This window comes from Streptomyces sp. NBC_01306 (assembly GCF_026340465.1).
Lineage (GTDB): Bacteria > Actinomycetota > Actinomycetes > Streptomycetales > Streptomycetaceae > Streptomyces.
On the sequence record NZ_JAPEPC010000001.1, the window covers coordinates 4,134,789 to 4,154,186 of the forward strand.

Below are 19,398 nucleotides of genomic sequence, written 5' to 3' on the forward strand. Positions count from 1 at the left end.
GGGGCCCTTCGTCATGCGGGCCGTGGCCCTGACAGCCGTTCGGTTACAGCTGCTCGATCACGTAGTCGATGCAGGCCGTCAGCGCCTCGACGTCCTTCGGGTCGATCGCCGGGAACATCGCCACCCGCAGCTGGTTGCGGCCCAGCTTGCGGTACGGCTCGGTGTCCACGATGCCGTTGGCGCGCAGCGCCTTCGCGATCGCGGTCGCGTCGATCTCGTCCGCGAAGTCGATCGTGCCGATGACCTGCGAGCGCTTCGCGGGGTCGGTGACGAACGGGGTCGCGTACTTGGACTGCTCGGCCCAGCCGTACAGGGCGCGCGCGGACGCCGCCGTGCGGCTGACCGTCCAGTCCAGGCCGCCCTGGGTGTTCATCCAGGTCAGCTGCTCGTTCAGGAGGAAGAGCGTGGCGAGGGCCGGGGTGTTGTACGTCTGGTTCTTGAGCGAGTTGTCGATCGCCGTCGGCAGGCTGAAGAACTCCGGGATGTGCCGGCCCGACGCGTGGACGCGCGCCGCGCGCTCCAGCGCCGCCGGGGAGAACACACCGATCCACAGGCCGCCGTCGGAGGCGAAGGACTTCTGCGGGGCGAAGTAGTAGACGTCGGTCTCGGTGATGTCGACCGGCAGGCCGCCCGCGCCCGATGTGGCGTCCACCAGGACGAGGGAGCCCTCGTCGGCGCCGGTGACGCGCTTGATCGGGGCCGCGACGCCCGTCGACGTCTCGTTGTGCGTCAGCGCGTACACGTCGACGCCCGCTTCGGCCTTCGGGTCCGGGTGGGTGCCCGGGTCGGAGGCGATCACGGTCGGCTCGGCCAGCCACGGGGCCAGCTTGGAGGCCTTGGCGAACTTGGACGAGAACTCACCGAAGTTGAGGTGCTGCGACTTGGACTCGATGAGTCCGTGGGTCGCGACGTCCCAGAAGGCGGTGGACCCGCCGTTGCCCAGGATCACCTCGTAGCCCTCGGGGAGCTGGAAGAGGTCGCGTACGCCTGAGCGCACCGCGCCGACCAGGTTCTTCACCGGGGCTTGGCGATGGGAGGTGCCCATCAGGGAAGTGCCCGTCGAGGCGAGGGCGTCCAGCGCCTCCGTACGCACCTTGGAGGGGCCCGCGCCGAAACGGCCGTCGGCGGGCTTGATGTCAGCGGGAATCCGGATCTCAGCCACGAGACCGGAGCGTAGCCGGTTCCGGGCGTTTGCGGACAGAGGGTCCGGCCGGTGAGACAGGGGCCACGGCGCGTGACGGCAAGGGGGCACGGCCGCCCGGGACAGCACGTCCCGGGCGGTGCCGTCCCGCACCCGGTGCCGTTCAGCCGCCGAGTTTCACCGGCAGGCTGAAGAGGTCGTTCTGAGTGACCACCGGCTTGTTGCGCAACTCCGTCGGGGGGACCGCCAGATGCAGTTCGGGGAAGCGGGCGAACAGCGCGGGCAGTGCGACGCCCGCCTCCAGCCGGGAGAGCGCGGCACCCGGGCAGACATGCGGGCCGTGGCCGAAGGAGATGTGGCGGTTCGGGGTGGTGCGGGTGATGTCGAAGTCACCCGCCGTCGGGCCGTGCGCCTCCTCGTCGCGGCCGATCGCGCCGAACGAGATGATCAGGCCCTCGCCCTTCGGCAGGACCGTGCCGCCCACCTCGATGTCCTCGGACGCGAAGCGGATCAGGACGTGCGAGGTCGGGGTCGACCAGCGCAGCGTCTCCTCGATGACGTTCTCCCACGGCACCTCGCCGGCGAGCACCATCCTGCGCTGCTCGGGGTGGGCCTGGAGGGCGACGACCGCGTTCACGATCAGGCTGATCGTCGTCTCGTGGCCTGCGGCGATCATCAGCTGGAGGGTGTTGGTGATCTCCTCGGTGGTGAGGTGATCGCCGTTCTCGGACGCCGCGAGCAGCGCGCTCGTCAGGTCGTCGCCCGGGTTGGCCCGCTTCGACTCGACGATCTTCGAGAAGAGGGTGCCGAGGTCCGCCATCATCTGCGGGACCTCGTCCGGCGGCGTCTGCGTCGAGAAGAACTTCTCGAAAAGGGTCTTCAGCCGGGGGTGGTCGACGGAGTCGACCCCCATCAGCTCGCTGACCACGTTCATCGGCAGCGGGTACGCGAACTCCGCCTTCAGGTCGATCGTCTCCCCGGCCGGCACCTCCGCCAGCCGGTCCAGCATCCCGGTGGTGAGCTTCTCGATACCGGCGCGCAGCCGCTCCACCCGGCGCACAGTCAGCGCCTGCGCGACGAGCGTACGGAGCCTGCGGTGCTCCGGGCCGTCGACCGTCAGCATCGAGCGGCCCGGATTGGCCAGCCCGATCAGCGGCCAGTCCAGCGGGATCTCACCGCGCTGCCAGGCGCCCCAGATGGTGATGTCCTTCACCAGACGGGAGTCGGTGAGCAGCTGCCTGGCCTCGGCGTGCCGCGTCACCGCGTAGCAGGCGACCCCGCCCGGCAGGACGACACGGGCCAGCGGGCCCGCCGCGCGCAGGGCGGCGCTCTCACCGTTCAGATCCTGGACGAACGGGTCCAGGGCGATGCTCTCGGCGTGGCTTCCGTGGTCGACCGGGCAACTCATCTGTGCCTCCTGGGGCGGGAACGGCCGCGCTGCGAGGGTCTTCGAATCACAGCGCGGAAACCGGAGTGAAGGTGACGGGCAGGGTGGACAGGCCGCGCAGCCAGGGAGAAGGGCGCCGGGTGAGGCTCTCCCCGGGGGTCGCGAGGTCGACGTCGGGGAGGCGGTCGAGGATGACCTCGATCCCCGTACGCGCGATGACCTCCGCGATCTCCTGGGCCGGGAACGGGCAGCGGTGCTCGCCGTGGCCGAAGGAGAAGAAGGCGTTGTTGCCGCCGGTCAGCGCCGAACCGTCGGTGCGGACCTGCGGGTCGGAGTTGGCTGCCGCGATACCGAGCAGCAGCATGTCGCCGCTCTGGATGTGCCGGCCGCCGAGGTGGGTGTCGCGCGAGGCCCAGCGGCCCGCGACGTTCTGGGTGGGGGTGTCCTCCCAGAGGACCTCGTTCATCGCCTCGGCGACACTGTGCCGGCCGCCCGAGAGCGAGGCGGCGAACCGGTCGTCGGTCAGCATCAGCCGCAGCGAGTTGCCGATCCAGTCGGCGGTGGGCTGGTGGCCGGCGGCCATCATGACCATCAGGTCCTGGGCGATCTCCTCGACGGTGAAGCCCGCCTCGTTGCCCAGCATGTGCGAGGCCACGTCCTCGGCGGGCGACGCCTGCCGGGCGGCGAGCAGGCTCATCATCGACTGCCCGAGGTACTGCTGTCCCGCCAGGGCGAGTTCACGGCCGTCGATCATGTCGTTCATCGCCTTGACCAGGGCCGGGCCCTCGTCGTCCGGGAAGCCGTACAGCCGGGCGAGCACCCGGACCGGCAGCAGCATCGCGTACTGGCCGATGATCTCCGTATCGCCCTTGCCGCAGAACGAGTTGATCAGCTCGTCGGCGAACTGCTCGGCGATACGCCGCAGTTCGAACGGGTCGACCGACTCCAGGGCGTCGCCGATCATCGCGGCGCGCTCGCGGTGCCGCTGGCCCACGGTGTAGAGGATCGACGGCTGCTTACGGCCGATCATCGGCAGCATCGGCCAGTCGTCGGGGATGCGGTCCCACTGGTTCCACAGGTCGGAGTCCCGGCTGAACAGCACCGGATCGGCGGTGACCTGGTGCAGCTCGCGGTAGTCGAGGACCAGCCAGGCCGGTACGTCGCCGTCGAGCAGCACCGGCGCCACCGCGCCGTGTTCGCGCCGCATCTCCCGGTAGAGCTGGGTGGGGTCCGTCTGGAATCGCGGGCCGCTCAGCGGAGTGGGCGCGGTGGACGGGGTGTCGGTGGTCATGTGGTGCTTGGCTCCCGTGCGGACGTCGCGGCAGTCGTGGAGGACGCTGAGGTGGCTGAGGACGCTGTGGACAGGGCGTGCAGGTGCTGGAGGAGCGTGATCAGTACGTACTTGCTCGACGTGCGGTCCCGGGCGTCGCAGTCGATCAGCGGGATCTCGGGGGAGAGGTCCAGCGCCTCACGGAGCTGCTCCAGGGAGTGGACCGGGCCGCCGAAGTCGTTGCAGGCGACGATGAACGGCGTGCCGTGGTGCTCCAGGCGGTCGATGGCGTACCAGGAGTCGGCGAGTCTGCGGGTGTCGACCAGGACGACGGCGCCGAGCGTGCCGGAGAACAGCCGGTCCCAGAGGAACCAGAAGCGCTCCTGGCCCGGCGCGCCGAAGAGGTAGAGGATCGTCCGCTCGTCGATGGTGATGCGGCCGAAGTCGAAGGCGACGGTGGTGGCGGTCTTGGCCTGCACGCCGTCGAGGTTGTCGACGGCCGCTCCCGCCTGGGTCATCGTCTCCTCGGTGTTCAGCGGGCGTATCTCGCTGACCGACCGGACCATGGTGGTCTTCCCTGCGCCGAACCCGCCGACGATGACGATCTTGAGACCGTTGTCGGCGGTGCGGGCCAGGGCGTTCTGGTTAGAGGTTGCGGAGTCCAACGAGCACCTGCTCCAGGATGTGAGGGTCGGGAAGGCTGTCGGCGCCGCGTGCGGTGCGCGGGTGGCGGGCGCTGATCCGGCCCGTGTCGAGCAGGTCGCAGAGCAGGATCCGGGTGATGGACACGGGCAGCTTCAGCCCGGCCGCGATCTCGACGACGGCCGTGGGGCGGCCGCACATCCGCAGGATCGTGGCGTGCTCGGACTGCATTCCGGGCGTCGGGTCGCACTCGCCGACGACCAGGGTCACCAGGTCGAACGCCGTGGCGTCGGATCTGCTGCGCCCACCGGTGACGGTGTAGAGGCGGTCCGGGTCGTCGTCCCGGCCAGGCCGGGGCCTGGGCACGGGGGCGGTCACGCGCGTGGCTCCGCACTGAGGTGTTCGCCCAGCTGCTCGACCAGTTCGCTCATGTTGTGCCCGATGAGGCCGACGTCGGCGGACTCGTCGGCGACGACGGAGAGGTGGGCGCCGTCACCCGCCTCGACGATGAACAGCACGCCGCCGTAGAACTCGGCCATCGCGGTCCGCACGCCGCCGGTGCCGTCGCCGAACTCGATGGACGCGCCGTGCGACAGCGACTGGATACCGGCCGAGATGGCGGCCAGCTGGTCGGCCTGGTCGACGGAGAGCGCCGACGTACGGCAGAGCTTGAGGCCGTCACGGGAGAGAACCAGGGCGTGCCGGGCGCCCGGGGTGCGCTCAAGGAGGCTCTCCAGGAGCCAGTTGAGCTTCTCGTCGGTGGTGGTCGTGCTCATGAGCTGCTGCCTTCCGGGTTCGGGGAATCGCCACGTACGGCCTGGCGGAACGTGCTGAACCTGGCGGCGGATGTCGTGGAGGAGGTCGAGTCGACGGGCTTGGCCGATCCGGGGATCCCGGTGCCTTCCGGATGCGCCGCCGCCATGGTCTGGCCGCGCCGCCGCTTGGGCAGGCCGCTCTCGCCCAACTCGGGTGAGGCGTGGTGGGGTTCGGGTTCGGGCTCGGGGGTGGGCTGCCCTGTGGTGCTGGGCTCCGCGCCTGCTTCCGTGGGTGGGGACGCGGGCGCGGATGTGGCTGCGGGGGTACGCATGGGCAGCGGGGCCTCGGTGGCCTGCGCCGCCTCGGCGGTCTGCGAGGTGAGCAGGGCCTGGGTGGCGGACGGGGACAGCGGGGACGGCGCGGCAGCCGGCCGGGTGTGCTGTGCCGGGGTGGCCAGAGGGGCCGGTGTGGCCAGGGGTGCCGGTGTGGTCGGCCGGGGTGTGCGGGTGATCAGCTCGTGCGGGAGCAGCACCAGGACACCGGTGCCGCCGCGCGCCGACGGGCGGAAGGACACGGTCAGTCCGTGCTTGCGGGCCAGCCGCCCGACCACCGCGAGGCCGAGCCTGGTCCCGGAGAGGCCGGCGAGGTCGGTCTGCTGGGTGGTCTCCGATGTGACGGCCCGCTCGGCGCGGCGCAGCTGGACGTCGCTCATGACCAGGCCGCTGTCCTCGATGGTGACGATGACGCCGGCCGGGACCTCCTCGACGTACACATGCACTTCGGCGGTGGGCGGCGAGAAGTTCGCCGCGTTGTCCAGGAGTTCGGCGAGCGCGTGCATGATGCCCTCGGCCGCGTGGCCCGCGATGGCGATCTCGCTGGTCGAGTGGAGGCGTACCCGCTGGTAGCCGGCGATCCGGCCCATCGCCCCGCGCAGGATCGACTCCATGACGATCGGCTTCGCCCAGCGGCGTCCGGAGCGCGCACCGGCCAGGACGGCGATGGAGTCGGCCAGCCGGCCCGCCTGGGCCGTGCGGTGGTCGAGGTGCAGCAGATCGCCGAGTACGTCCTCGTCGGTGTGCCGGTGCTCCATCTCGCGGAGGTCGGCGAGCATCCCGGTGGCCAGGGCCTGCATCCGGCCGGCGGCGTTGGCGGCCGCCGACAGGGCGGCGGAGCGCACGGACTCGGCGCGGCTGATCCGGGCGTTCAGCTGGGCGGTCCTCGCGTTGTACTCGCCGGTGAGCCCGGCGGCGGTGGCTTCACGCTGCCCGATCAGCTCGGCTTCTCTCGCCTCGTGGGCGGCGGTGAGCTGGGTGATCCGGGCCTCGTACTCGGCGGTGAGGCGGGCGGTCCGCGCGCCGAACTGCGAGTTCTCCCCCGTGAGTTGATCGATCCGGGCGCGGAGGTCCCGCGATGTTCTGGTGGCGTACGACACCGCGTGGACGGCGATGGCGACAGCGGCGCTGAACAGCAGGGCTGCCCCGGCCGAGCACCAGGCGAGTGGGGTGCGTATGTGGTCGGGGGCTGCGGCCACCGCCCATACGCACAGCAGGCCCGAAGCGATCACGGAGATCAGCAGAGCCAGCGCGGTCGGGCGGAGCGGGGGGCGCTCTGTCATCTGGCGGAGTCCTCATGGACGGATAGGTCAGAAGGGGTAAGGGTGGAGTAAAGCGGTCATGAATGGGTTAAAGGGACACGAGTATTCCTGCGTAACGCCTGTCAACTATAGGAGGGTTGGTGATCGGTTTGGGAAGTTGCACGTGCGGAAATTGTTGACTCAGGTACACACTGTGCACAGGGACATGCTGGAGCCATGGGCGAGCACCGGGACGGGCAGCAGGACGGCCAACGGGACGGCCGGAACAGCGGTCTGAGCAGCAGTCGGAGCGACGGTCAGGGCGGCAGCCCGAGCAGCGGTCCGGCCGGCATTCGGACCGGCGGCCCGATCAGCAGTCAGAGTGGCGGTCCGAGCAGCAGCGAGCTGGAGCACGCGCTGAGCCGCCGGGGTGTGCGGGGAGACATCGAATTCGGGGCCACCGCCCGCTCCCTGATGACCATGGACGCTTCCAACTACCGCCGGGTGCCCCTCGGAGTCGTCGCCCCGCGCGATGCCGACGACGTGTCAGCCGTACTCGATGTGTGCCGCGCCCACGGGGTCCCCGTGGTGCCGCGCGGCGGAGGTACGTCCATCGCGGGACAGGCCACCGGCACCGGCGTCGTCCTCGACTTCACCCGGCACATGCGCGCGATCGTCTCGCTGGACGCCGAGGCCAGGACCGCCGTGGTCCAGCCCGGCGTGATCCTCGACGACCTGCGGGCGGCGGCGGGCGCGTACGGACTGACCTTCGGCCCCGACCCGTCCACGCACAGCCGCTGCACGCTCGGCGGGATGATCGGCAACAACTCCTGCGGCTCGCACTCGGTCGCCTGGGGCACGACGGCCGACAACGTCACCGCCCTGACCACCGCCGCCTACCAGGGCGGCACCCACCGGCTCGGCCAGGGCTGGGACGGCGCACCGCCCGGCCTGCGCGACCTCGTCGGATCGCACCTGGCGCTGTTGCGCACCGGCTACCCGGCCGGTCTGCCGCGCCGCATCTCCGGGTACGCGATCGACGCCCTGCTGCCCGAGAACGGCATCGATCTGGCCCGCGCCTACTGCGGCAGCGAGGGCACGCTCGGTGTGCTGACCGAGGCGACCGTACGGCTGGTCGAGGCGCCCCGCGCGCGGGCGCTCGCGATCCTCGGCTACGCCCATGAGGGCGACGCGGCCGACGCGGCGGCCGGACTGCTCCCGCACCGTCCGCTGACCGTCGAGGGCATGGCCGCCGACCTGGTGCGCGAGCCCGCAGGCCTGCCGCGCGGCGGCGCCTGGCTCTTCGTCGAGACGGGCGGCGCCGACCGGGCCGAGGCTCGCGCGCGGGCCGACGGGATCGCGCGGGCGGCCGACGCGCTGGACGCCCTGGTCATCGACGACCCGGCGGCCCAGCGCGCCCTGTGGCGCATCCGCGAGGACGCGAGCGGCACCGCGACCCGCACGATGGACGGCTCGGAGGCGTGGCCCGGCTGGGAGGACTGCGCGGTGCCGCCGGCCCGGCTCGGCGCGTATCTGCGGGAGTTCCGCGGGCTGCTCGCGGCGCACGGGCTGCGGGGCACGCCGTACGGACACTTCGGGGACGGCTGCATCCATGTACGGATCGACTTCGACCTGCTCACCCCGGGCGGCGTCGCACGCTTCCGTACCTTCTCCGCGGAACTGGCCGCGCTGGTCGTCGCGCACGGCGGCTCGCTCTCCGGCGAACACGGCGACGGACAGGCCCGCGCGGAACTGCTCCCCACGATGTACGGGGACGAACTGGTCGGCCTCTTCGGCCGGTTCAAGGACGTCTGGGACCCGGCGGGCGGGATGAACCCCGGGATGCTCGCCAGGCCGCACCGGCTGGACGAGAACCTCCGCTTCGCGGTACTGCCGTCGAAGCCGGTGGACGTGGAGTTCGGCTACCCGCACGACAAGGGTGACTTCTCCGCCGCCGTACGCCGCTGTGTGGGCGTCGCCAAGTGCCGTACGGAGACGGCATCCGGGGCCGACGTCATGTGCCCGTCGTTCCGCGCCACCGGCGACGAGCAGCACTCCACGCGCGGACGCGCCCGGCTGCTGCACGAGATGCTGGCGGGCGAGGTCGTCACGGACGGCTGGCGCTCGGAAGAGGTGCGCGACGCCCTCGACCTCTGCCTCTCCTGCAAGGGCTGCCGCAGCGACTGCCCGGTCGGCGTCGACATGGCCACGTACAAGGCGGAGTTCCTGCACCACCACTACGCGGGCCGCCGCAGGCCCGCCGCGCACTACGCGATGGGCCGGCTGCCCCGCTGGCTGCGCGCGGCCGCACCGTATGCCCGCGCGGTGAACGCGCTGGCCGGGGTGGGGCCGCTGGCCTCCCTCGCCAAACGCGTCGGCGGGATCGCCCCCGAGCGGACCATCCCGGCGCTCGCACCGCAGACGTTCCGGCGGTGGTTCGGCACCCGGGTACAGCCACCCGCACGGGTCGTCCTGTGGCCCGACACCTTCACCGACCATCTGTCCCCGCAGGTGGGGCGGGCGGCGGTACGGGTCCTGGAGTCGGCGGGGCTCGGCATCGCACTGCCGCCGGACGGGGTGTGCTGCGGGCTGACCTACGTCACGACCGGGCAGCTGGACCAGGCCCGTGCGGTGATGCGCCGCACACTCGACCGGGTGGAGCCGCTGCTCGACGCGGACCTGCCCGTCGTCGTACTGGAACCGAGCTGCGCGGCCGCGCTCAGGACCGACCTGCCGGAGCTGCTCGGCGACGACCCGCGCGCGCACCGGCTGGCGAAGGCGGTACGGACCTTCGCGCAGGCCCTGGAGGAGGAGGCACCGCAGTGGCGGCCCCCGGTGCTGGACCGCGAGGTGGCGGGCCAGACCCACTGCCACCAGCACGCGGTCCTGGGCGACGCGGCCGAACGCCGGCTGCGCGACAAGGCCGGCCTGACGGGCGAACTGAGCGGCGGCTGCTGCGGCCTGGCCGGCAACTTCGGCTTCGAACGCGGCCACTATGAGGTGTCGGTCGCCTGCGCCGATGAGCAACTGCTGCCTTCGGTACGGGCGGCGGGACCCGGCGCGGTGATCCTGGCGGACGGCTTCTCCTGCCGCACGCAGCTGGAACAGCTGACCGGACAGGGCGGCCGGCCGGGACGGCACCTGGCGGAGGTACTGGCGGAGGGGCTGGGGGAGGGCGGGACGCCCCGGCCGGGGCCGTGAGCACCTGGGAGCCATGGGCGGCGCCCGTGATCCGTGCGAGGCGGATCCCGTAAGAGGGGAATACCGCTCCGGGCCCTTACTGTGGACGGCATGGATCCGATCGCCCCCGCCGACGCCAAGGCCCTCGACAGCGCACTGACCGCCCCCTCCACCACGACGAACGCAGCCCCGGTCACCGCCGGCGCCCCGGACACCGGCGAGACCGGTGCCTCCGGGGTCAACGGGCTGCGTGGTCGGCTGGGGCCGCTCGGTCTGGTGCTGGCCGGGGGGATCTCGGTGCAGTTCGGGGCGGCCGTGGCCGTCTGGCTGATGCCCAGGGCCGGGGCGCTCGGCGTCGTCTCGCTGCGGCTCGGCGTCGCCGCGATCGTGCTGCTCATCGTGTGCCGGCCCCGGGTGCGCGGGCTGTCGCGGACGGACTGGGGCACGGTCCTGGTCTTCGGGATCGCGATGGCCGGAATGAACGGCCTCTTCTACCAGGCGGCCGACCGCATCCCGCTGGGCGCGGCCGTGACCATGGAGGTCCTCGGCCCGCTCGCCCTCTCGGTGATCGCCTCGCGGAGGCTGGTGAACCTGCTGTGGGCCGGGCTCGCCCTCTGCGGAGTGGTGCTGCTGAGCGGCGGTGGCTTGGGTGGCCTGAACCTGGCCGGTGTGGCGTTCGCGCTCGGGGCCGGCGCGATGTGGGCCGCGTACATCATCTACAGCGCCCGCACCGGCGCCCGCTTCCCGCGTGCGGACGGACTGGCGCTGGCGATGGCGGTGGGCGCCCTGCTGATGCTGCCGCTGGGCATCGCGGACGCGGGCTCGAAACTGCTCGTGCCGAGCACGCTGGGCCTGGGCGCGGCGGTGGCGCTGCTGTCGTCCGTACTCCCGTACACGCTTGAACTGCTCGCCCTGCGCCGGCTCCCCGCATCGACCTTCGCGGTCCTGATGAGCCTGGAGCCGGCCATCGCGGCACTGGCCGGCTTCCTCGTCCTGCACCAGGCGCTGTCCGCGTTGGACGCGCTGGCGATCGCGCTGGTGATCGTGGCGAGCATGGGGGCGGTACGGACGCAGATCACGGGGAAGTGACGCGGGGGTGGCTCAGGGGGTGGCTCAGGCGGTGGCGGGGGTCATCCGGTGAGGGGGCAGCCGGTGGCTGCCCCGTGCCGGTCCTGTGGGTCGCCGGTGAAGTGCGTCACAGAGCCGTGAGAGGACGCGTCCGTACTCTCACGGCTCGGTGCCGGTAACAGCCCGCCCCTGTCGGCGGATCCGGGTGCGTCCCGTCAGTGGGCCGGGCGGTGCGTCGTGCCAGGCTGTCGTGGGGCGGCTTAGGTCACCCTTCCCTGGTGCGGTGGGCGACTGGTACAGATGGTGAGGATCTGCCCGTACATCGGAAGTCTCGCCATGAACCCGGACAACACCACCGACCTCACCCCCTTCACGATGGACCTGACCTTCGACGAATCCCGGCGACGGGCCGAGGTCGTGGCTGCGCTCGGGCCCGAGTGGGACCCGGTGGAGGCCCTCCGGGGTGAGGACGAGGCGTACGCCCTTCTCTACTCGGGCCTGGATGCGGAGCAGCAGCGCGCCTACGACATGCTGGTCGCGGCCGGTGTCCTGCCGGGGGAGGAGCCGGGCCGTGCGGCTGCCCATTGATCCGCAGGCGGATTCCAGCCGTCGCGCCTGGGTGGCCTGCCCCGTCTGTGATGACGCCCGCCACTGCGCGACCTGCGCGAGCCGCCGCAACTGCTTCGAGCACTGGCGCTATCTGATCTCCAACAAGGGGCCGGTCGCCCACCTCCAGTGCCCGCGGTGCACACACATGTGGTCACTGAACTCCCGGCCCGGCGTCACCGGCCGCGGCAACGGTGCTGCTCGCTCCTGACGCGGCCGGTTCGATCCGCTTCATCTGCCGCTGACCGCTGGCCGCCGGCCGCTGGTGACTGGTGGTGGGTGGCGGGTCACTGGCCACCCGCCTCACCCGCCGTCCTCTTCGGTGGCGGGCGGCCTCGTGCGCCCTCCCGTAGTAACTGATCGATGATTCAGTAGCGCACTCGTTGACAGGGTCGCTCGTGCCTCCAGATACTGACTGACGGTTCAGTAAATCCCTTCTGCTGCCGTCTCTGTCTGGAGGCACCATGTCCGAGCTGCCGGCCGAACTGGTCCCGCTCACCGTCGATCAGCGCGACATCGTCGAACTCACCCGGACCTTCGCGCGCGAGGAGATCCGCCCGAGGGCGCGCGCCGTGGACGAAGCCGATGTCGAGACGCCCTGGGATCTGTGGCGCAAGGCCGCCAAGGTCGGGATCACCGGCTTCATGCTTCCCGAGGAGTACGGGGGCGGCGGATTCACCGACGTCTTCACCCAGTGTCTGGTCCAGGAAGAGCTGTGTGTCGGTGATCTGGGCATCGGCAACCTGCTCTGCTCCAACGGCTTCTTCGCCGACCCCCTCCTCGCACTCGGCACCGAACAGCAGCAGTGCGACTGGCTCACCCCGCTGGCCGGTCCTGACACCCCGATGACCTCGCTGGCCGTCACCGAGCCGGGCTCGGGGTCCGACGCGGCGTCCATCGCGACGACGGCGACGCGCACGGACGCCGGGTATCTGCTGAACGGTCAGAAGGCGTGGATCTCCAACGCCGGAGAGGCCGAGCAGTACGTGGTGTTCGCCAAGACCGACCCGGCTCAGCGCTCCCGGGGCGTCACCGCCTTCCTGCTCCGCAAGGACACCGCGGGGGTCAGCTTCGGTGAACCGATGCGGAAGATGGGCCAGCGCGCCATCGTCTGCCGGGAGATCTTCTTCAGCGACGCGTTCGTGCCCGAGTCGGACCGGCTCGGCGCGGAGGGGCAGGGCTTCCACGGCCTCATGCGCACCTTCGACATCTCCCGCACCGTGCTGGGCGCCGCCGCGACCGGTGTGGCCAGGGCCGCATACGAGTACGCCCGCGACTACGCGAAGACCCGCCAGCAGTTCGGCAGGCCGGTCATCGAACACCAGGCGGTGGCCTTCCGCCTCGCGGACATGCGTACGCGTGTCGAGCAGGCGCGGCTCATGACCTGGCGGGCCGCGAAGCGGCTGGACGCCGGCCTGGACGCCACTGCGGAGGCGGCCATGGCCAAGCTGACCGCATCGGAGACCGCCGCGTACTGCACCTGGGCGGCGGTCCAGACGCTCGGTGGCTGGGGCTACTCCCGCGAGTACCCGGTGGAGCAGTGGATGCGCGACGCCAAGCTGGAGGAGATCGAGGAAGGCACATCGGACATCATGCGCCTCGTGATCTCGCGGGGGATGTGAGATGGGCGAGCACAGCGCACCCCGCGTCCCCGGCGACGCGGACCGCCCCGGCGCTCCTGAGCGTTTCGGCCCCGAGCCGGCGATGTCCGGAGGCGAGGCGATCGTCAGATCCCTTGTGGCGCACGGCGTACGGGAGGTCTTCGGCATCCCAGGCACCCACAATCTGGAGATCTACCGGCATCTGCGGCGGTACGACATCGGGAACGTGACACCCCGTCACGAACAGGGAGCGGGTTACGCGGCGGACGCGTACGCCCGGGTGAGCGGCCGGCCCGGGGTCGCGATCACCACCACCGGGCCCGCGTTGCTGAACATCGCGGCCGCAGTCGGGCAGGCGTACTCGGACAGCGTGCCGCTGCTCGTCGTCTCGCCCGGGATGCCGCTGCGGCATCCCCGGCTGTCCAACGGGCTGCTGCACGAAATGCGCAGCCAGACGGACGCGATGCGCGGTGTCGCCGCCTTCAGCCACCGGGTGTCGTCGGTCGACGAGATCGGTGCGGCCGTGGCGCGGGCATTCGCGCTGTTCACCTCGGGCCGGCCGCGGCCCGCGCACATCGAGATACCGCTCGACCTGCTGGAGGCCGCCGAACCGGTGAGCGGGATCCGGCTTGCCCCGCCCGCCGCGCCGGCGGTTCCACCGTGCGCCGAGGTGGACCGGGCGGCGGACGCCTTGCGCACGGCGCGGCACCCGGCGATCGTGCTCGGCGGCGGTGCGCGCGGCGCCGGCGAGGAGTGTCTGGCGCTCGCCGAGGAACTGGGCGCCCCGGTGCTAACCACCGCGAACGGCAAGGGAATCGTCGCCGAGACGCATCCCCTGTCGGTGGGGGTGTCACTGCACAGCCCGGCCGTCCAGAAGTGGCTGGCGGACCGCGACGCCGTCGTCGCCGTCGGCACGGAGCTGGCCGAGTCGGACCTGTGGTCGGCTCCCCTGAAACTGAACGGCACCCTGATCCGGATCGACGTCGACCCGGCCCAGATGTACGCGGAGCCGGCCGCCGGCCATCCCCTGGTGGGCGACGCCCGCGCGACGGTGGGCGCCGTGATCGACGCGCTACGGGCGAGTGGTGGAGCCGCCGCGACCGGTACGGACAGGGGTGGAGCCGCCGGCGCGACCGCTGCCGCCGCGACCGCTGCCGCCGCGACCGGCGCTGCCGCGACTGCTGCCGCCGCGACCGCTGCCGAGCGGTTGCCGTCCGTGTCGCCGTCCGTGTCGCCGTCCGTGTCGCCGTCCGTGTCGCCGTCCGTGTTGCCGGAGGGGGACGCCGCCCGCACCGTCGCCGCCCTGCGCGTCGCCCGCGATGACGAGACCCGTGTCCGGGATGCCCGCTGGGTTCCCTATCTGCGGGCCGTCCGCCGGGTGCTCGCCCCCGACGCCGTCATCACCTCCGACAGCGCCCAATGCTGCTACTACGGTGCGCTGCCGCATCTGCCGGTCGGTCCCGAGGGCCGCTATCTGCATCCCACCGGGTTCGGCACGCTCGGCTACGCCCTGCCGGCCGCGATCGGCGCGAAGACCGCCTGCCCGGGCCGGCAGGTCGTCGCTCTCAGCGGCGACGGCGGCCTGCAGTTCTCCGTCCAGGAGCTGGCCATCGCCGCACAACTGAGGCTTCCGCTGCCCGTCGTGGTGTTCGACAACGGCGGTTACGGCGAGATCCGCGACGAGATGACCGCCCGTGGCGACACCCCCACCGCCGTCGACCTTCCGTCTGTCGACCTGCCCGCCCTCGCCCGCGCCTACGGCGGTTACGGCGAGCGCGCCCACTCGCCCGAGGAGCTGGCCGACGCGCTGACCCGGGCGCTGACCGCGCCGGGCCCGACCCTGATCACCGTTCCGGAGGAGACCCCCCGATGACCACCCAGCCGAGCCGTACCACCACCTCCCTCACCTCTTCCACCCCCGCTGCCCCGCTGATCTCGCTGACCTGGACCGACCATGTCACCGGCCGCACAGGCCACTTGGTGGTCGACCGGCTGGTGCGCGGTGTGTCCAGCGGTGGCCTGCGGATGCGCAAGGGCTGCACCCTCGACGAGGTCGCGGGGCTGGCCCGGGGCATGACCATGAAGGAGGCCCTGCACTTCAACAGCGATGACCCGACAGCCCGTTACATCCCGCTGGGCGGGGCCAAGGGCGGCATCGACTGCGATCCCCGGAGCCCCGAGGCGTACGGCATCCTGGTGCGGTACCTGCGGGCCGTGCGGCCGTACATCGAGAGGTTCTGGACCACCGGCGAGGATCTGGGGCTGAGCCAGGACATCGTGGACAAGGCCGCCACCGAGGCCGGCCTCGTCTCCTCCATCCAGGCCGTCTATCCGCTGCTCGACGACGAGTCGACGGCCCGGCAGCGGCTGGCGGACGCCTTCGCGGTCGAGGTGGAGGGCATCGGCCTGGACGAACTGGCGGGCGGCTGCGGCGTGGCCGAGTCGGTGCTCGCGGTTCTGGACCGCGCGGGCGTCCCGTACGAGGGGACGCGGGTTTCCGTACAGGGGCTCGGCACGATGGGCGGGGCCACCGCGCGTTTCCTCGCCGCTGCCGGTCTGCGGATCGTGGCCGTGGCCGACATCAAGGGCACCATCGCCAACCCCGACGGGCTCGACGTGGAGGCGCTGCTGCTCGCGCGGGACTCGTACGGGGCAGTCGACCGGACCGCTCTCGGACCCGGTGATGCGGAGCTGCCGGGAAGCGACGCCTGGCTCTCAGTGGACGCCGAGGTGCTCGTTCCGGCTGCCGTCTCCTATGCCATCGACACCGCCAACCAGGCGCAGATCACGGCGCGTTGGATCGTCGAAGCCGCCAATATGCCGGTGCTGCCCGGTGCGGAGCTCCTGCTCGCGGAGCGCGGCATCGCCGTACTGCCCGACGTGGTCGTCAACTCCGCCACGAACGCGTGGTGGTGGTGGACGCTGTTCGGTGACATCGGCGCCGACGCGGACGAGGCGTTCGCCCACATCCGCCGGTCGATGCGGTCCCTCATCGACCAGATGCTGGCCCGGTCGGAGGCCGACGGTACGACGCCGCGCGCGGCCGCCCACGCGATCGTCGCGGACCGGCTGCCGGTGATCGCCGAGCGCTTCGGGTGGTACGGATGACCACAGAACGCATGGTGACGACCGACGCTCTCCGTGTGCTGTTCGACCCGGAGTCCGTCGCCGTCGTCGGGGCCTCGGGCAACCCGGAGAAGTGGGGCTACTGGCTCGCGTCCGGCGCACTCGCCGGGCGCCACCGCCGCACCGTTCAGCTGGTGAACCGGCGCGGCGGCGTCCTCGACGGGGTGCCGTTCCTGCCCGGCCTCGCGTCGCTGCCCGTGGCCCCTGAGCACATCGTGGTGGCGGTGCCGCCCCCGCAGGTGCGGGGGGTGGTGGCCGAGGGGCTGTCCATCGGAGCCCGCTGCTTCACCGTGATCACCTCCGGAGGAGCGGGATTCGGTACGGGTGGCGGTGCAGCGGATGCGGTAGATCCGGCCGACTCGGCGGCCGATGCCGAGCGCGGACTCGCCTCGCTCGTCACCGCCCACGGGGCCCGGCTCCTCGGTCCCAACTGCATGGGTGTGGTCGACACGACGAGCGAACTCCGGCTGAGCTGGGGCGACTTCCCGTCCGGCCAGGTCGGTCTGGTGTCGCAGAGCGGCAATCTCGCCCTGGAGATCGGCCGGCTGCTGGCCCGCGCGGGACAGGGCTTCTCCCGCTTCGTGTCGCTCGGAAACCAGCGGGACATCGATGCGGCGGACGCGCTCGACTCCCTGATCGCGCACGACGCGACCCGTGTGATCGCCGCGTACGTGGAGGACTTCCGGGACGGGCGCCGGCTCGCCCGTACCCTCGCCGTAGCCCACGCGGCGGGCAAACCGGTGCTGTTGCTGACCGTCGGCCGCAGTGAGGCGTCCGGCCGTGCCGCAGCCTCGCACACCGGTGCCCTGGTCAGCGCCCGCGCGGTGGTGGCGGCGGTGTGCCGGGACTCGGGTGCGCTCCTGCTCGACACGGCAGGGGAACTGGTCGACGTCGCACTGTGCCTGCTGGCGGCGGGGGCCCGGCCGGGCTCCGGGGGGCCGGTCCCCGGAGGAGGGGCGGCCCGGATAGCCGTTGTCGGGGACAGCGGGGGACAAGGGGCCCTGGCTGCCGATGCGTTGAGCGCGAGCGGTCTTGAGGTGCCCGCGCTCTCCGCCGCGACACAGGCGGCCGTCGGCGCGTATCTGCCCCCGGGCGGCGGCTGCGGAAATCCCGTCGACCTCGCGGGCGCCGGTGAGTCGGACATCGGCAACTACGCCCGTATCGCCCGGTCTCTGCTCCTCGCGGGCGAAGCCGACGCCACCGTCCTCACCGGCTACTTCGGCGACTACGCCACCGCCAACCCCGCCCAGGCGGCCCGCGAGTGCGATGTCGCCCGCGAACTGGCCGCTGCGGTACGGGAGTCCGGACGTACGCTCGTCGTGCACACCATGGCCCGCGACACCCCGGCCCTCGCCGTCCTGCGGCAGCACGGCGTCCCGGTGTACGAGCGAATCGAGCAGGCGGCGACCGCGCTCGCGGCCACGGACCGGCTGCGACGGACCGGACTGCCGCAGCCCCCGTCGCCCCTGCCGATCGGCACCGCTCCGCACCGGGTTCCCGACGGGGGTTATCAGACCGTCCGTGGGCTGCTCTGCTCCTACGGGATGGTCTTCCCGGCGGCGGAGTTCGTCAGCATGGTGGACGAGGCGGCCGACGCGGCGCACCGCACCGGATATCCGCTCGTGCTCAAGGCGATGGGCCTGGCGCACAAGACCGAGGCGGGCGGGGTGGCCCTCGGTATCGACGACGAAGCGGCGCTGCGGAGGGCGTTCGCCCGGATGCGGGAGGCGACCGGCGCCGACCGCTATGCCGTGGAGGCGATGGCCCGTCCTCCGTACGCGGTCGAGCTCATCGCGGGCGTACGCCGCGATCCGGCCTTCGGACCCGTTGCCATGGTCGGCATCGGCGGGGTCACCGCCGAACTGCTCGCCGACACCGTTCTCGCCATGGCGCCCCTCACCCCCGGGAGGGCCCGCGAACTGCTGCTCGCGCTGCGCCACGCACCACTGCTCACCGGCTGGCGGGGCGCCCCCGCCGCCCACCTCGACGCGGCCGCCGGCGCGCTCTGCGCGCTCGCGCGTGCCGCGGTCGAACACCCCGAGCTCGCCGAGCTCGAAGTCAATCCGCTGCTCGTCCACCCGGGCGGCGCGATCGCCCTCGACGCACATGGAGTCCTGGCATGAATTCCGGTACGAGCCCCGAGCGCCGTGAACAGCCCGCGCGGCGCGAACAGTCCCTAGAAGCGGGCGAGTTCTCCGGTCGTACGTACATCGTGACCGGTGGCGGCAGCGGCATCGGCCGGGCCGTCGCGCTGGCCCTGAGCGACCGGGGCGCGCAGGTCGTCGTCGCGGGCCGCACGCCCGAACGGCTGGCCGAGACCGTCGCACTCGCCGAGGCGAAGGGCGGCCGGGCCCTCGCCGTACCGACGGACGTCCGCGACCCGGAAGCCGTCGACGCCCTCGTGGCCGCCGCCGTCGACCACTTCGGCCCGGTGGACGGCCTGGTCAACAACGCGGCCGGCAACTTCGTGGTGCCCGGCATCGATATGAGCCCGAACGGCTGGCGAGCGGTGGTCGACATCGTCCTCAACGGCTCGTACTACTGCACACGCGCCGTCGCCCGCCGACTCCGCGAGCAGGGCACCGGCGGCTCGGTGCTTTCGGTGATCGCCAGTTACGCCTGGCACGGGCACCCGGGGACCGTCCACTCGGCAGCGGCGAAGGCGGGCGTGCTGGCCATGACGCGCACCCTGGCGGTCGAGCTCGCACCGCTGGGTATCCGCCTCAACTGTGTCGCCCCCGGGCCGACCGAGACGGAGGGGGCGGGCGCGGCGTTGTGGGCGACGGACGAGGCGCGCGCCGGGGTGCTGGAGACGGTCCCGGCGGGCCGGTTCGCCGACCCGGCGGAGATCGCGGACGCGGCGCTGTTCCTGCTGGGCGACAGGGCCGCGTACGTGACCGGCGAGTGTCTGACGCTGGACGGCGGTCAGTGGCTCGGCAAGCAGGTGTACGGGCGCACGTCGGTCCAGGTGGAGGTGTAGGTCTGCCCGTACTGAACCCATGAGGATCGCTGAACCCATGAGGATCGCCGTGTTGGGCCTGCTCGGTG

General features: G+C 72.1%; 16 protein-coding genes. 9 read left to right on the forward strand and 7 right to left on the reverse strand.

The window, feature by feature from the left end; translation table 11 throughout:
- Positions 1–43: 43 nt before the first annotated feature.
- The 7 genes from serC to OG385_RS18335 form a co-directional block, all read right to left on the reverse strand.
- A complete protein-coding gene (gene serC / locus OG385_RS18305; RefSeq protein WP_266855716.1) occupies positions 44–1,162 on the reverse strand; it encodes a phosphoserine transaminase in 1,119 nt (372 codons plus the stop codon).
- Positions 1,163–1,304: 142 nt separating this feature from the next.
- On the reverse strand, positions 1,305–2,549 hold the full coding sequence (locus OG385_RS18310) for a cytochrome P450 (RefSeq protein ID WP_266855717.1): 1,245 nt from the start codon (positions 2,547–2,549) through the stop codon (positions 1,305–1,307).
- Between the two features lie 46 nt (positions 2,550–2,595).
- Positions 2,596–3,819 (reverse strand): cytochrome P450, encoded by a 1,224-nt coding sequence (locus OG385_RS18315; protein ID WP_266855718.1) that lies wholly within the window; start codon positions 3,817–3,819, stop codon positions 2,596–2,598.
- Positions 3,816–4,463 carry an ATP/GTP-binding protein gene (locus OG385_RS18320; RefSeq protein ID WP_266855719.1) on the reverse strand — a complete coding sequence of 216 codons (648 nt, stop codon included), beginning with the start codon at positions 4,461–4,463 and terminating at the stop codon, positions 3,816–3,818. The genes OG385_RS18315 and OG385_RS18320 overlap by 4 nt, the downstream gene beginning before the upstream one ends.
- Complete coding sequence (locus tag OG385_RS18325; RefSeq protein ID WP_266855720.1) at positions 4,444–4,818, reverse strand: DUF742 domain-containing protein; 375 nt, start codon at positions 4,816–4,818, stop codon at positions 4,444–4,446. The genes OG385_RS18320 and OG385_RS18325 overlap by 20 nt, the downstream gene beginning before the upstream one ends.
- The gene (locus OG385_RS18330; protein ID WP_266855721.1) at positions 4,815–5,216 is read right to left on the reverse strand and encodes a roadblock/LC7 domain-containing protein; all 402 of its coding nucleotides are present in this window, start codon (positions 5,214–5,216) and stop codon (positions 4,815–4,817) included. The genes OG385_RS18325 and OG385_RS18330 overlap by 4 nt, the downstream gene beginning before the upstream one ends.
- Positions 5,213–6,811 (reverse strand): sensor histidine kinase KdpD, encoded by a 1,599-nt coding sequence (locus OG385_RS18335; RefSeq protein WP_266855722.1) that lies wholly within the window; start codon positions 6,809–6,811, stop codon positions 5,213–5,215. The genes OG385_RS18330 and OG385_RS18335 overlap by 4 nt, the downstream gene beginning before the upstream one ends.
- Before the next feature lie 432 nt (positions 6,812–7,243).
- Between OG385_RS18335 and OG385_RS18340 the strand changes: the two genes are divergently transcribed.
- From OG385_RS18340 to OG385_RS18380, 9 genes are all read left to right on the forward strand, one after another.
- Positions 7,244–9,970 (forward strand): FAD-binding and (Fe-S)-binding domain-containing protein, encoded by a 2,727-nt coding sequence (locus tag OG385_RS18340; RefSeq protein WP_266860965.1) that lies wholly within the window; start codon positions 7,244–7,246, stop codon positions 9,968–9,970.
- A gap of 90 nt (positions 9,971–10,060) precedes the next feature.
- Positions 10,061–11,038, forward strand: coding sequence for a DMT family transporter (locus OG385_RS18345; RefSeq protein ID WP_266855723.1), 978 nt, complete (start codon positions 10,061–10,063; stop codon positions 11,036–11,038).
- Between the two features lie 315 nt (positions 11,039–11,353).
- On the forward strand, positions 11,354–11,605 hold the full coding sequence (locus OG385_RS18350; protein ID WP_266860967.1) for a DUF6400 family protein: 252 nt from the start codon (positions 11,354–11,356) through the stop codon (positions 11,603–11,605).
- Positions 11,589–11,834 carry a hypothetical protein gene (locus OG385_RS18355; protein ID WP_266855724.1) on the forward strand — a complete coding sequence of 82 codons (246 nt, stop codon included), beginning with the start codon at positions 11,589–11,591 and terminating at the stop codon, positions 11,832–11,834. The genes OG385_RS18350 and OG385_RS18355 overlap by 17 nt, the downstream gene beginning before the upstream one ends.
- Before the next feature lie 253 nt (positions 11,835–12,087).
- A complete protein-coding gene (locus OG385_RS18360; RefSeq protein WP_266855725.1) occupies positions 12,088–13,245 on the forward strand; it encodes an acyl-CoA dehydrogenase family protein in 1,158 nt (385 codons plus the stop codon).
- A gap of 1 nt (position 13,246) precedes the next feature.
- Positions 13,247–15,097 carry a thiamine pyrophosphate-binding protein gene (locus OG385_RS18365; RefSeq protein ID WP_266855726.1) on the forward strand — a complete coding sequence of 617 codons (1,851 nt, stop codon included), beginning with the start codon at positions 13,247–13,249 and terminating at the stop codon, positions 15,095–15,097.
- Entirely contained in the window at positions 15,094–16,332 is a 1,239-nt protein-coding gene (locus tag OG385_RS18370) for a Glu/Leu/Phe/Val dehydrogenase dimerization domain-containing protein (RefSeq protein ID WP_266855727.1), read from the forward strand. The genes OG385_RS18365 and OG385_RS18370 overlap by 4 nt, the downstream gene beginning before the upstream one ends.
- Positions 16,329–18,473: an acetate--CoA ligase family protein gene (locus tag OG385_RS18375; protein WP_266855728.1), complete on the forward strand. Its 2,145-nt coding sequence runs from the start codon at positions 16,329–16,331 to the stop codon at positions 18,471–18,473. Before OG385_RS18370 ends, OG385_RS18375 begins: the two co-directional genes overlap by 4 nt.
- Positions 18,470–19,330, forward strand: coding sequence for an SDR family oxidoreductase (locus tag OG385_RS18380; protein WP_266855729.1), 861 nt, complete (start codon positions 18,470–18,472; stop codon positions 19,328–19,330). Before OG385_RS18375 ends, OG385_RS18380 begins: the two co-directional genes overlap by 4 nt.
- The last annotated feature ends 68 nt before the right edge of the window (positions 19,331–19,398 follow it).